This window comes from Sulfurospirillum sp. HTRB-L1 (genome assembly GCF_059415125.1).
This window is the reverse complement of sequence record NZ_JCAHZR010000003.1, coordinates 44,038-56,752: the sequence shown is the minus strand read 5'-3', so window position 1 is coordinate 56,752 and position 12,715 is coordinate 44,038. Positions and strand designations below refer to the sequence as shown.

Annotated in this window: 13 protein-coding genes; 12 read left to right on the top strand and 1 reads right to left on the bottom strand. The window is 50.5% G+C overall.

Annotation, left to right across the window (positions count from 1 at the left end; all coding sequences use genetic code 11):
* Positions 1-4 precede the first annotated feature (4 nt).
* Entirely contained in the window at positions 5-574 is a 570-nt protein-coding gene (locus AC5SLM_RS05905; protein WP_495250009.1) for a hydrolase, read from the bottom strand.
* A 148-nt stretch (positions 575-722) separates the two neighbouring features.
* Here AC5SLM_RS05905 and AC5SLM_RS05900 point away from each other — a divergent pair, with 148 nt between their 5' ends.
* From AC5SLM_RS05900 to AC5SLM_RS05845, 12 genes are all read left to right on the top strand, one after another.
* On the top strand, positions 723-947 hold the full coding sequence (locus tag AC5SLM_RS05900) for a DUF2061 domain-containing protein (protein WP_495250008.1): 225 nt from the start codon (positions 723-725) through the stop codon (positions 945-947).
* A 10-nt stretch (positions 948-957) separates the two neighbouring features.
* Entirely contained in the window at positions 958-1,659 is a 702-nt protein-coding gene (locus AC5SLM_RS05895) for a phosphoadenylyl-sulfate reductase (protein WP_495250007.1), read from the top strand.
* 145 nt (positions 1,660-1,804) lie between these two features.
* On the top strand, positions 1,805-2,713 hold the full coding sequence (cysD, locus tag AC5SLM_RS05890; RefSeq protein ID WP_495250006.1) for a sulfate adenylyltransferase subunit CysD: 909 nt from the start codon (positions 1,805-1,807) through the stop codon (positions 2,711-2,713).
* 1 nt (position 2,714) lies between these two features.
* Positions 2,715-4,130 (top strand): sulfate adenylyltransferase subunit CysN, encoded by a 1,416-nt coding sequence (cysN, locus tag AC5SLM_RS05885; RefSeq protein ID WP_495250005.1) that lies wholly within the window; start codon positions 2,715-2,717, stop codon positions 4,128-4,130.
* Between the two features lie 132 nt (positions 4,131-4,262).
* The gene (gene thiS / locus AC5SLM_RS05880) at positions 4,263-4,469 is read left to right on the top strand and encodes a sulfur carrier protein ThiS (RefSeq protein WP_495250004.1); all 207 of its coding nucleotides are present in this window, start codon (positions 4,263-4,265) and stop codon (positions 4,467-4,469) included.
* Positions 4,466-5,272, top strand: a complete 807-nt coding sequence (locus tag AC5SLM_RS05875; protein WP_205458939.1) for a HesA/MoeB/ThiF family protein — start codon at positions 4,466-4,468, stop codon at positions 5,270-5,272. Before thiS ends, AC5SLM_RS05875 begins: the two co-directional genes overlap by 4 nt.
* Positions 5,269-5,667 carry a M67 family metallopeptidase gene (locus AC5SLM_RS05870; RefSeq protein ID WP_495250003.1) on the top strand — a complete coding sequence of 133 codons (399 nt, stop codon included), beginning with the start codon at positions 5,269-5,271 and terminating at the stop codon, positions 5,665-5,667. The genes AC5SLM_RS05875 and AC5SLM_RS05870 overlap by 4 nt, the downstream gene beginning before the upstream one ends.
* A complete protein-coding gene (locus AC5SLM_RS05865; RefSeq protein ID WP_495250002.1) occupies positions 5,664-7,943 on the top strand; it encodes a ferredoxin-like domain-containing protein in 2,280 nt (759 codons plus the stop codon). Before AC5SLM_RS05870 ends, AC5SLM_RS05865 begins: the two co-directional genes overlap by 4 nt.
* Positions 7,916-9,178, top strand: coding sequence for a uroporphyrinogen-III C-methyltransferase (cobA, locus tag AC5SLM_RS05860; protein WP_495250001.1), 1,263 nt, complete (start codon positions 7,916-7,918; stop codon positions 9,176-9,178). Before AC5SLM_RS05865 ends, cobA begins: the two co-directional genes overlap by 28 nt.
* 162 nt (positions 9,179-9,340) lie before the next feature.
* A complete protein-coding gene (locus tag AC5SLM_RS05855; RefSeq protein WP_495250000.1) occupies positions 9,341-10,540 on the top strand; it encodes an aminotransferase class I/II-fold pyridoxal phosphate-dependent enzyme in 1,200 nt (399 codons plus the stop codon).
* Positions 10,537-11,562 carry a tRNA 2-thiouridine(34) synthase MnmA gene (gene mnmA, locus AC5SLM_RS05850; protein WP_495249999.1) on the top strand — a complete coding sequence of 342 codons (1,026 nt, stop codon included), beginning with the start codon at positions 10,537-10,539 and terminating at the stop codon, positions 11,560-11,562. Before AC5SLM_RS05855 ends, mnmA begins: the two co-directional genes overlap by 4 nt.
* 555 nt (positions 11,563-12,117) lie before the next feature.
* Positions 12,118-12,696: a hypothetical protein gene (locus AC5SLM_RS05845; RefSeq protein WP_495249998.1), complete on the top strand. Its 579-nt coding sequence runs from the start codon at positions 12,118-12,120 to the stop codon at positions 12,694-12,696.
* The last annotated feature ends 19 nt before the right edge of the window (positions 12,697-12,715 follow it).

The following is a 12,715-nucleotide window of genomic DNA, read 5'->3' as shown; positions in this document are numbered from 1 at the left end:
TCCTTTACATGTAAGATGGTTGACCAAGGCCCAAACGCGTCTCAATCGGACGCAAGGCCACAATCACTTCGTGAATCAGTGTGTCAAGTTCCATGCCAAGCATGGCCGCACCTTTTTGGATGACTTCGCGGTTGGCCCCTGCGGCAAAAGAGGCTTGTTTAAACTTTTTCTTTACAGATTTGACTTCCAAATCTTGCAAAGAGCGGGAGGGACGCACGAGGGCACAGGCGATGACAAGGCCCGTGAGCTCATCTACCCCGTAAAGGGTTTTCTCCAGTTTACTTAGCGGCTCCACGTCGGTGCAAATGCCCCAGCCATGAGACATGATAGCACGAATAAACGTTTCATCATAACCCTTTTCTTGCAAGATTTCTTGGGTTTTGTAGCAGTGTTGCGCGGGAAATTGCTCATAATCCAAATCGTGCAACAATCCTACCAACCCCCAGTACTTGGAGTCTTCGCCAAAAAGTGTGGCAAAGTGGGCCATGGCCGCCTCAACAGCCAAGCCGTGGGTGACAAGGGCGTCCCCGTTGTAAGCAGAAAGTAAGGTGAAAGCTTCCTCACGAGTGGGCATGGGTTCCTCCTGTTTTGAAGCCCTAAGGGTACCGAAAAAAGCCTTACATGTAAGTCAAGAGAGTTTATACTTGACTAAATCAATCAACAAACTTGACAAATAACTTCAATCACGCTATTATTTCGCCAAATTATCCCCAAGGACTTTTATGGAGCAGCATAAACGCAGTATCGCAAAAGCCATCTCATGGCGCGCCACAGGCACGCTAGATACTATTCTTATCAGTTGGCTTGTTACAGGAAGTGCGACAGCAGCGGTGTCCATCGGGGTTTTTGAGTTGGTGACCAAAACCTTTTTGTACTACGGCCATGAGCGTGCGTGGAATCGCATCAGTTTTGGCAAGGCCAAGCCCGAAGCGGAATACCACATCTAAAAGGAAAAGCATGAAAGATAAAATCGCCATTTGGCGCCAAGCAACCCAAGGAAAAACCACCCAAGAGGTGCTAGAGTACTTTTTAAATACCTTACATGTAAAGATTGCTTTCGCCTCTTCTTTGGGCGTGGAAGATCAGGTATTGAGTGATTTGTTGTACAAAACCCATCCCAATCCACGCATTTTCACCCTCGACACAGGCAGGCTTCCCGCTGAAACCTACGCCCTTTTGGAAAAAACACGCACCTATTATGGCAAGCCATTGGAAGTGTTTTTTCCCAAAGCCGAATTGGTGGAGCCTTTGGTGAGCGCAAAAGGGATGTTTAGCTTTTACACGTCCATTGAAGAGCGTAAGGCCTGTTGCTATGTGCGTAAAATCGAGCCGTTAAAACGTGCCCTTGCGGGGCTTGATGTGTGGATTACGGGGCTTCGTCGGGCTCAGTCGGTTACAAGAGAACAGATGGAATGCATCGAGTGGGATGAGGCCAATGGCCTTGTGAAGCTCAATCCGCTCATTGAGTGGAGCGAAGAGGAAGTGTGGGAATACGTGCGTGCCCACAACGTGCCAGTGAACGCCTTGCACGCCAAAGGGTACCCGAGCATCGGGTGTGCGCCGTGTACCCGCGCGGTGAAAGAGGGCGAAGATGTGCGTAGTGGCAGATGGTGGTGGGAAGATCCTGAACATAAAGAGTGTGGTTTGCACGCAAAGTAAGTGCTGATAAACTGCACCCATTCGCTCATTCTCGGTTTGCCGTCCATGGCAAACCTCCGAGGTTCTCGGACAGCGTTCTCCTGAACGCTTTTTGTCCTCGAAAATCCGCTCATGGGCGCAGTTTATTAGCACAAAAAGGGAACGTATGGAAAAACATCGGTTAAGTCACCTGAAAAAACTCGAAGCCGAGTCTATTCACATTATGCGCGAAGTGGTGGGGGAGTTTGATAATCCTGCCATGTTGTATAGCATCGGTAAAGACAGTTCGGTGATGTTGCACTTAGCATTAAAGGCCTTCTACCCTTCAAAACCGCCTTTTCCACTCTTACATGTAGACACGACGTGGAAGTTTAAGGAGATGATTGCCTTTCGAGATGCACGCATTAACGAGCTTGGGTTAGAGTTGTTGGTGCATGTCAATCAAGAGGGTGTAAACCAAGGGGTGGGGCCCTTTAGCCACGGGAGCAAGCTCCACACGGACATCATGAAAACCGAAGGACTCAAACAAGCGTTAAACCAGTACAAATTTGACGCGGTCTTTGGTGGTGCAAGGCGTGATGAAGAAAAAAGCCGTGCTAAAGAGCGCATTTTTTCCTTTCGGGATGCCTTTCACCGTTGGGACCCCAAAAACCAACGCCCTGAATTGTGGAACCTCTACAACGCGCGGGTCAACCAAGGGGAAAGCATGCGGATTTTCCCTCTTTCTAACTGGACAGAACTGGACATTTGGCAGTATATTTTTCTGGAAAATATCCCCATTGTGCCCTTGTATTTTGCGAAAAAACGGCCCATTGTTGAACGCGATGGCATGAAAATCATGGTGGACGATGACCGTGTGCCTTTGCGTGAGGGCGAATTGGTACGGTATGAGAGCGTGCGGTTTCGTACCCTTGGGTGTTACCCGCTCACGGGCGCGGTAAGTTCCACAGCGGACACCTTGCCAGACATCATCCAAGAGATGCTGCTGACTAAAACCAGCGAACGTCAAGGCAGGCTCATCGACGCAGACCAGTCGGGGTCGATGGAAAAAAAGAAACAAGAGGGGTATTTTTAAGATGCACACACCACAGATACAGAGCGATATTTTGGGCTACCTAAAAACCCACGAGAACAAGGCGATGTTGCGTTTCATCACCTGCGGGAGCGTGGATGATGGCAAAAGCACGCTCATTGGGCGGTTGTTGCACGACACCAAGATGATTTTTGAAGACCAATTGGAAGCCATTACTAGGGAAAGCAAAAAAGTGGGCACCACAGGCGAGCGGGTGGATTTGGCACTCCTTGTGGACGGGCTTCAAAGCGAGCGCGAACAGGGCATTACCATCGACGTGGCGTACCGCTATTTCACGACCGACAAGCGTAAATTTATCATCGCCGATACGCCTGGTCATGAGCAATACACGCGCAACATGGCCACGGGGGCTAGCACTGCCGATGCGGCGATTATCCTCATCGATGCGCGGCATGGCATCCAAACTCAAACGCGGCGCCACTCCTACATCACGCGCCTACTTGGCATCACCCACACCATCGTGGCTATCAACAAGATGGACTTAGTGGGGTACGCCCAAGAGGTATTTGAGCGCATTAAGGCGGAGTATTTGCACTTTGCGGGAGAGATTGGCATCAAAGATGTGGTGTTTATTCCTCTAAGTGCCCTTGAGGGGGACAATGTGGCTTCCAAAAGCCCTGCCATGCCGTGGTACGAGGGAGAGAGCTTGCTTGAAACCCTAGAAACCGTCCCCGAAGCCCAAGAAGCCGAAGCGCCGTTTCGTTTTCCTGTGCAGTGGGTGAACCGCCCCCATTTGAACTTTCGGGGCTTTAGCGGTTCGGTGGCTAGTGGCACAGTGCGCGTGGGAGACTCCGTGCGCGTGTTGCCTTCAAGGCAAACCTCTAAAATCGCTTCTATCGTGACCTATGATGGGGAGCAAGAGAGTGCCACTGCGCCCATGGCGGTGACGTTGACATTAGAAGATGAAATCGATGTGAGTCGGGGCGATGTGCTTGTGCATGCCCACGACGTGCCAGATGTGTGTGCGGCCTTTGAGGCAACCCTAGTGTGGATGAGCGACGCGCCCTTGCGCCTCGGGATGCCCTATGAGCTCAAAATAGGCACGCGCACAGTGAGCGGGTTTGTGGAAGAGGTGCTCTTTCGCAAAGACGTCAACACCCAAGAAGAACACCCCGCCCAAACCTTGGGGCTCAATGACATCGGCAAGGCAAAAGTGGTGCTCTCTTCTAAAGTGCTGTGCGACACCTATGAGGCCAACCGCAACACGGGACGGTTCATTCTCATCGAACGATACACCAACAAAACCGTGGGCGTGGGGATGATTGTGGGTAAAGCCAAAAGTGTGCAGCAAGTCCACCATGTGAGCGAATACGAAAAAGAGCTCAACGCCTTTGTGCGCAAACATTTCCCCCACTGGGAAGCCAAAGACGTGAGCGTACGTGAAGACTTTACCATATAACCCTCTTGCAAAACTCATTTTGCAAGCAAAAGCACCCTTGGTGCGCGGGCTTCCTGCCGAAGGAAACCCAGTGTTAACGTAGCTTTTGGAGCTTTGCTTTAAAAGCGTATTCAAAATATGAAAGGGATAACGATGAACGTGATTATAAATGAAGAAACAAAAACAGTTCCCGAAGGGTTGAATTTAGTGGAGTTACTAAAAGTTGAAAACGTGGAGATGCCTGAAACGGTTTCCGTGCAGATAAATGGCGTATTTATTCGTCAAGAAACCTACGCTTCCACCTTGATACAAGAAAATGATACCATTAACTTTTTATACTTCATGGGAGGGGGCGCATGAGAGCGTTTAGCGATGAGGAACTAGAGCGGTATTCGCGGCATATCTTGCTTCAAGATGTGGGCATCGAAGGGCAAGAGAAGATTATGGACGCAAGCGTGCTCATCATCGGTGCGGGCGGTCTTGGTTCGCCTATTGCCCTGTATTTGGCGGCGGCGGGAGTGGGGCGCATCGGCCTTGTGGATGGGGATGTGGTGGATTTAAGCAACTTGCAACGTCAAGTCATCCACACCACTGCGGAGATTGGCACCCCTAAAGTCCTCTCGGCAAAGCGTAAAATCGAGGCCATTAACCCCCATGTACATGTAGAAACATACCAGAGGATGGTGGACGCGTCAAACATTGTGGAACTGGTGAGTAAGTACGATTTTATCATTGATGGAACGGATAATTTTTCCGCCAAATTTCTCATCAATGATGCGTGCGTGCTTGCCAAAAAACCCTACTCGCACGGAGGGATTTTACGCTTTGGAGGTCAGACCATGACCATCGCGCCCCATGAGAGCGCGTGCTATGCGTGTGTGTTTGACGCCCCTCCACCTGCAAACGCCGTGCCCACGTGTTCGAGTGCAGGGATTTTGGGCGCCGTGGCGGGGATGCTTGGCACCATTCAGGCCACCGAAGCGCTTAAATACATCACGGGTGTGGGCGAATTGTTGCACAACAAGTTGCTCAGTTTTGATGCCAAAACCATGCAGTTTCGTACCATCAACCTTGCCAAAAACCCCGCGTGTCGCGTGTGCGGCGGGACGGGCATCACCCACGTGCGCGACTACGAAGCCGTGGTATGTGAGATGAAGCGATGATTGTTTTCCCTAAAGCGGCCTTTGAGGCCATCCAAGCCCACGCCCAGCGGGATTTGCCTAATGAAGCGTGCGGGTATTTGGTAGGAAAAGCGGGCGAAGTGGTGTACGCGCTTCCCATGACCAATGTGGACGCCAGCCCTGAGCATTACACCTTTGACCCACAGGAGCAGTTTAACGCATACAACCGCGTGAAGGCCGAGGGGTTAACGCTTATGGGTGTGTACCATTCCCACCCAAACACGCCCGCGCGCCCCTCGCAAGAGGACATTAAGCTTGCCTATGACCCCAGTGTCAGTTATGTCATTGTCTCCCTTGCGGGGGAGGAACCCGATGTGAAATCTTTTCGCATCGTCAAAGGGGAGGTTACTCCCGAAACGATAAAGGTAGTACCATGAGCCATTTTCCACACCAAATCCATGAGGATTTTGCGAGATTTAAAGAACAACATGCCGCCTATTTGCGCGGTGATTTGGATGCGCTAGCCTTTAAAACCATGCGCGTGCCTTTTGGCGTGTACGAACAGCGCGAGGCAGACACGTATATGGTGCGCATCAAGCTTCCTGGCGGGAAAATCACCCCCGCACAGTTACGTCAAGTAGCCTTGCTTGCTAAGGAATACGCCCACGAGCACTTGCACATCACCACGCGAGGCGGCGTGCAGTTGCACAACGTGAACATCACCTCCATCATCGACATCATGAGTGCCTTGCACGAAGTGGGGCTCACCGGACGTGGCGGCGGAGGAAACACGGTGCGCAACATCACCGCTGACCCGTTGGCGGGCATCGCGCAGGATGAAGCCTTTGACCTTTCTTTACATGTAAAGGCGTTGAGCGAAAAAATCCTCGCTTCCACGGACTCGTACAACTTGCCCCGAAAGTACAAAATCGCCTTTAGCAGTTCTGAGGCGGACCGCGCACACGCGACTATCAGTGACGTGGGGTTCATCGCCAAAGTCAAAGACGGGCAGTGCGGGTTTGCGCTGTATGTGGCAGGGGGCATGGGGGCTAAATCTCGCCTTGGGAGTTTGTTTGCAGAGTTTATCCCTGAAAAGGAAATCCACCTCTACACCCAAGCCATCAAGCAAGTCTTTGACCGCCATGGCAACCGCAAAAACAAACACGCCGCACGCTTGCGCTTTTTGATTGAGGAGCTAGGCGAAGAGACCTTTCGCGCTTACGTGGAAGAAGAATTGGCCGAGGTTAAAGCCAAAGGGGATTGGGAAATCGACCTTGTTACTTCTCCCTCAGAGCCTGCAAATCCCAGTGTTTTTACCCCTCCAGCTTCCTATGAAACATGGTGGAAACGCTACGCCTTTGCCCAAAAACAAGCGGGGCTTTTTGGCTGTAAAGTGCCTATTTACCTAGGGGATATTCACTTTGAACATGCTTTAAAATTTGCCGATGCCCTTGAGGCAATAGGCGAAGACGTGGTGCGCTTTAACAGCGACCAAAACCTCTACGTGCGCAACCTCACCCCCGAGCAATTGCTTGGGCTGCATGGGGTCATCACTTTGCTTTCGCCTGATTCCAAACTGCCCACCCTCTTTGGGGACATGGTGGCGTGTACGGGTGCGGCGACGTGCCAACTTGGCATCGCTAGACCTCGTGGAGCGGTGGAAGCTATCCACGAAAGGCTAGCGGGCATGCAAGAGCGCTACGGGGAGTTAGATGGGTTTAAAATCCATCTTTCTGGCTGCCCTAACAGTTGCGGCAAGCACCTTGTGGCAGACCTTGGGTTTTTTGGCAAAGTGGCGCGCCATGAGGGCTATTCGTACCCTGCGTACAACGTGGTTGTGGGCGGCAGTATCACGGGCCTTGGCAGTGCTTTTGCCATTAAATGTGGCAGTGTGGCGGCCTTTTTTGTGCCCGCGTTTGTGGAGGCAGTGTTGGAAGAGTGGCGCAAGCATGTGAAAAACCACGCCAATTTTCACGCGTGGATTACCCAAGCAGGCGGAGCAAAAGCCGTCGAAGCCATCGTAGGGCAGTTTCAAGAAGTGCCCTCCTTTAAAAAGGACAAAAACCCTTACTTTGATTACAATTGCGAAGAGCTGTTTTCCTTGAAAGGGCGGGGTTCTGGGGAGTGCAGTGCGGGGATGTATGATTTGATTGAGGCGGACAAAAAAGCCTTGCAAACGGCACTCAAAGAAGAAAGTACCGACTACGCCAACATCCGCTTTTTAAGCGCGCGCATGTTGCTTGTGACCCGCGGGGAAGATGCCAGAGATGAGGCGCAAGTGCTGGGGCTGTTTAAAAAACATTTTATAGATACGACCTTGCTCAATGCGTACTATGGCACTTTACTAGAAGGTGAAGCGGACGAGCGCGCGGTGGAGTTGGCCGAAGAAGTGCTCAAACTTTATGAGCGCATGGACCACACGCTTAATTTTGCGGGGGCAAAAACAGCCCAAGAATCCAAGGCGCCCGAAGCACCCAAAGCGGCGTTTAGCGCTGTGCGGGAAAAAGATTACCGTGGCGTGGCGTGCCCCATGAACTTTGTCAAAACCAAAAACGACCTTGCCCAAATGGGGCAGGGTGAAGTGTTGGAAATCTTACTGGATGATGGCGCGCCCATCGACAATGTGCCCCGCTCTGTGCAAAGCGAAGGCCACAAGGTGGAAGCCATCACTAAAGAAGGCGCAGCATGGCGCGTACGCATCATCAAAGCCTAGCCTGCTTAAGCGTCGCGCTCACGCCTAAGAAAACCTTGCTCATCGGGGCGGGGAAAATCGCCGCCCAAAAAGCGCGGGCCATGGATAAAGTGGGCTTTGCATACGAAGTCATGGCCCAAGCGGTTTGCGATGCTTTTTTTGCCGATAAACCCGTGGTTGTGATGCCTTTTGAACCCTTACATGTAAAGGGTTTTGAAGTGGTAATCGACGCGACGGGCAACCCTGAGGTGGCTAAGGAATTGGTCGCATTGAAGCAAATCCACGGGTTTTTACTCAACGTCGTGGACGTGCCGCCGCTGTGTGATTTTTACTTTAGTGCGCTGTGCGTGCGGGGTGCGTTGCAAGTGGCGGTGAGCAGTACGGGCGCGTCGCCTTCCCTTGCCCAAGAGGTGCGCGACAAGGTGGAGCGTTTATTGCCCCGCACCCTTGACCCGCTATTAGAACGCCTCAAACACGCGCGAAGCGTGGAAAATGCCTCGCCTCAAACCTTGCGTGCCATCGCTAAAAGCGGCGTGGGCAAGGTGTTTTTGATAGGATGCGGGCCAGGAAGTGTGGACAACCTCACGGTGGGTGCGTTGAAGGCTTTTGAACTCTTGGATGTGGCGCTCATCGACGCGCTGGTTTCGCCCGAGATTGCGGCCTTGTTGCCCCTTACATGTAAGAGGGTGGACGTGAGCAAACAAAAAGGCTTTCACACCAAAACCCAAGAGGAAATCAACGCCATGCTTGTGGCGTACGCCAAAGAAGGGTTGTGTGTGGGACGGCTTAAAGGAGGCGACCCCTTTGTCTTTGGGCGATTGCACGAAGAAAAGGCCGTTTTGGCGGAAGAGGGCATTGCGTATGAAGTCATCAACGGCGTGAGTTCAGCACTTGCCGCGTGTAATGCTGCGGGTGTGGTGCCGACTTTGCGCCGTGTTTCGACGGGCATGACTATTGTCTCGGCCCACTTGCGCGAGAGTCGGTTTAATGACGATTGGGTGGAGATTTTGAACAAACCTGCCCACACGGTCGTGGTGCTCATGGCACAAAGTTTTGCGAGCCAGATTAAGGATTCGCTGTTGCGCGCGGGGATTTCCCCTGCTTTGCCCGCCCTTTTTGTCTCGAACATTGACCGTGAAGGGGAGAGCGTTATAGCCGGTTGTGTGGAAGATTTAGATAAAATGAGCGCTTTGGCACCCCGACCTGCTGTGTTGATTTTGGGAGAAAGCGTGGGGAAAAGTTACCGTATTGCCTGAACGATGGCTCCCTTTAAGGCCATTCGCTCATTCTCGGTTTGCCATCCTTGGCAAACCTCCGAGGGTTCTCGGCCAGCACTCTTCCTGAGTGCTTTTGTGGCCTCGAAAATCCGCTCACAGCCTTAAGGGCCATTAGAAACTTTAAAGCAAGGAATAAAACCGATGAAATTTGCCACCAAAGCCCTGAGTTTGGGCGCCAAAGATGCCCACGGCGCAATGCGCTTTCCGATTTACCAAAGTGCGGCCTTTGAAGCCCAAGATGCCGCCGCTCTTGAAGCGGTATTTAAAGGGCAATCCGCCAACCACGCCTACACCCGTTCCACAAACCCCACAACCCAAGAGTTTGAAGCAAGGGTGCGTGGCCTTAGCGGTGCGTTTGGGGTGGTGGCAATGGCTTCGGGCATGGGGGCGATTTCTGCTGTGCTGTTGGGGCTTTTAAAAACGGGTGATAATTTTATCGCCACTAAGCACCTCTTTGGCAACACCATTTCGCTCTTTAATACCCTCTTTGAAGACATGGGCATTGAGGTGCGTTATGTGGAGCACGCTAGCGAAGTGGAAGCGCACATCGACGCCAACACGCGGCTCTTTTTTTGCGAAGTACTGAGTAACCCACAGCTTAGCGTCGTGGATTTTGCCGCGCTCAAACCCGTGTTGAAGGCCCACAATATCCCTCTTGTGGCAGATACGACCATGACCCCTTGGAACATCTTTGATGCGAAGGCGCATGGGGTGGATGTGGAAGTGGTTTCGGCCACCAAGTTTATCAGCGGTGGTGGGCATGTGCTGGGAGGCTTGGTGCTTGAATATGGCATCTATGACTGGGCAAAGGCACCCAACTTGGCCTCTTTTTACGCCAAATTTGGCCCCAATGCGTTCATTGCCAAGCTACGTAAAGAGACGTACCGCAACCTTGGTGCGTGTCTTACACCCCAAAGTGCGTACCTGTTGGCCCTTGGGCTTGAAACCTTAGACTTGCGCGTGAAACGTAGCTGTGAGAGTGCGCTAACGTTGGCGCAAACCCTTGAAAAAAAGGGGTTAAAGGTGCATTATCCTTTGCTTGAAAGCTCGCCTTATTGTGGGCTTGCGACCAAGACCTTTAGTCAAGGTGGAGCGCTGTTGAGCCTTGATATGGGCAGTAAAGAAGCCGCGTATGCCCTGATGGACAGCTTTAAGATTTTTAAACGCGGCACGAACATTCAAGACAATAAATCGTTGGCCATTGCGCCATACCACACCATTTATGCGGAGTTTTCCCACGACCAAAAAGCGGCGTGGGGTGTGAGCGAAGGGCTAATCCGCCTTTCCATCGGCCTTGAAGACCCCGAAGATTTAGAATTGGATATTTTGGAGACACTATGAAAAAAACCAAAGTTGCCGCGCTTTTAAGTGGCGGCATCGACTCAAGTTATACGGCCTACTTATTAAAAGAAGCGGGCTATGAAGTAGAGGGCGTGTACCTAAAACTGCACGAAGATGAGAGTAAACACGCCATCAACATTGCCAATGTGGAAAAAGTTGGGGAGTTTTTGGGCATCAACACCCACGTCATCGACGCCAAAGCGGCGTTTAAAAAGGTGGTGTACGATGCTTTTGTGGCTTCCTACGAAGCGGGGCTTACGCCCAATCCTTGTGCCTTGTGTAACCCGCACATGAAGTTTGGCTTGGCTCTTGAAAAAGCCCTAGAAATGGGGTGTGAGAAGATTGCCACGGGGCATTATGCACAGGTGCAAGAGGGGCGCATCGCCGAGGCAGTGGATGAGAGCAAAGACCAGAGTTATTTTCTTTTTGGCATTTCCCAAGAAGCCATCGACCGTGTGATTTTCCCCCTTGGAGGGCTTATTAAAGAAGAGCTCAAACCCATCGCGCTAGCAAAATTGCCATGGCTTGGTTCCCTTCAAACCTACAAAGAGTCCCAAGATGTCTGTTTCATCGCCAATGATTACATGGAGATTTTGCGCTTACATGTAAAGGTGGATGAGCCTGGCATGGTTACGGACCAAGCAGGCAACACGGTGGGAACACACCAAGGCTACATGCACTACACCGTGGGTAAACGTCGCGGCTTTCGCATCGATGGTGCCCACGAGCCCCACTATGTGTTGCGCACCGACCCCAAAACCAACACCGTTGTGGTGGGCAAAAAAGAGGAGCTTCAAACCCACGAAGTGCGTGCCCAAAACCTCTCCCTTCCTGCGGATTTTAAAGAGGGCGAATACGGCGTTAAAGTCCGCTACCGCAGCCCCAAAGTCCGCGCTCATGTGCGCCTAGAAGGTGATAAAATCATCGCCAAACTCAAAGACCCCGTCTACGGCGTAGCCGCAGGCCAAGCCCTTGTAGTGTACCAAGAGAACAAAGTCCTAGGTGGCGGGTGGCTAGAGTAAAAATCGTGCGTTCTTGAGGGCTTTACATGTAAGGCCCTCGTTTTAATGTTTTGCTGTGTTTTGCTGCTCTATAATTTCTAGCAAATCAAAGGGAGGAATGTTTGTGCCAAATTTGAAACATACACTGCTTGAGGGTGATATTGAGGCAGCTTTAAAATTATGTAACTGGGTAAAAATGTTAAAAATAGTTTTAGCATTTTTGATTCTTTTATCCTATTTCTTTTTCCCTAACCGACTATTGGATGTGGTTGTCGTGTCGTTGATTATATCTCTTCTTTTTCCGTTGGGTTTTTTGATGTCTTTATGCAGAAGCTTCTGGAATATAATACTCAAAAAGTGGAGGAGCGGCAGCTCTTAAATGCAAGTGAGGCCAATGAACATTTTGAAAAATTGTATAAAAAAGTTAGTAAGTTATATAAAAAAGTAGAAAATTGGACACAAGTGTAAGCTACTAAAAATAAGTAGCTGTTTTTAGGCATATGGATAAGTAATTCAAAAGCACAAAAAGAGTCCTGTAGTAGAATGAATGGTATTCTAGTGATAATAGGAGAATTTATGCGAAAAATATTAATTCTTATTGCTGTTATTTTTGTTATGGCGGGATGCTCATCGATACAAACCAATATAAGAAACGAAGGAGCTTTAAAGTTGTCGCATTATGGCTCCTATGAAATTCAGGTGAGAACTCCATCGCTAAACTTATCGTCTTTAGTGTATGAGTTCGCGGTTCAAGAATTTAGCAAATCTTTGGACATTGCAGAAAATGAAAAAGGAAAAGGCACAATAGAGATAACATTTTCCAGCCAAGGTGAAAGTGCTTTTATAGGGTCATCAACCACAACTGCAAATGCTCAAGTTTATGGCTCTGGTTGGTACACTGGGAATACATATTATAATTCTGCTGTAGCCCAAGGGCAAGCTAATACGGTGAGTTCTGGGGGATCTTTTACTTGGCAAAATAGCACTTTGATTGTTGTTGTGCGAGATGCGCAGGGACGTCGTCTTTATTCTGCAGACTATAAATATAAGGGGGGTTGGGAGTTTTCTGGTTGGGTTGTCAATACTCCCGAGGAGGCTGCGAGACTTTGTATCGAAAGGGTATATAAGCAAATGGTAAAGGATGCCGTGTTGTAAATATCGTAAAAATAAATAA

What these genes read in the sequence shown, in the direction of transcription:
- AC5SLM_RS05855 (WP_495250000.1), top strand. Translation starts at nt 9,341, where the DNA reads ATGAAATTTGCCACCAAAGCCCTGAGTTTGGGCGCCAAAGATGCCCAC.
- cobA (WP_495250001.1), top strand. Translation starts at nt 7,916, where the DNA reads ATGGCGCGTACGCATCATCAAAGCCTAGCCTGCTTAAGCGTCGCGCTC.
- AC5SLM_RS05900 (WP_495250008.1), top strand. Translation starts at nt 723, where the DNA reads ATGGAGCAGCATAAACGCAGTATCGCAAAAGCCATCTCATGGCGCGCC.
- AC5SLM_RS05870 (WP_495250003.1), top strand. Translation starts at nt 5,269, where the DNA reads ATGATTGTTTTCCCTAAAGCGGCCTTTGAGGCCATCCAAGCCCACGCC.
- AC5SLM_RS05865 (WP_495250002.1), top strand. Translation starts at nt 5,664, where the DNA reads ATGAGCCATTTTCCACACCAAATCCATGAGGATTTTGCGAGATTTAAA.
- cysD (WP_495250006.1), top strand. Translation starts at nt 1,805, where the DNA reads ATGGAAAAACATCGGTTAAGTCACCTGAAAAAACTCGAAGCCGAGTCT.
- cysN (WP_495250005.1), top strand. Translation starts at nt 2,715, where the DNA reads ATGCACACACCACAGATACAGAGCGATATTTTGGGCTACCTAAAAACC.
- mnmA (WP_495249999.1), top strand. Translation starts at nt 10,537, where the DNA reads ATGAAAAAAACCAAAGTTGCCGCGCTTTTAAGTGGCGGCATCGACTCA.
- AC5SLM_RS05905 (WP_495250009.1), bottom strand. Translation starts at nt 574, where the DNA reads ATGCCCACTCGTGAGGAAGCTTTCACCTTACTTTCTGCTTACAACGGG.
- thiS (WP_495250004.1), top strand. Translation starts at nt 4,263, where the DNA reads ATGAACGTGATTATAAATGAAGAAACAAAAACAGTTCCCGAAGGGTTG.
- AC5SLM_RS05875 (WP_205458939.1), top strand. Translation starts at nt 4,466, where the DNA reads ATGAGAGCGTTTAGCGATGAGGAACTAGAGCGGTATTCGCGGCATATC.
- AC5SLM_RS05895 (WP_495250007.1), top strand. Translation starts at nt 958, where the DNA reads ATGAAAGATAAAATCGCCATTTGGCGCCAAGCAACCCAAGGAAAAACC.
- AC5SLM_RS05845 (WP_495249998.1), top strand. Translation starts at nt 12,118, where the DNA reads ATGCGAAAAATATTAATTCTTATTGCTGTTATTTTTGTTATGGCGGGA.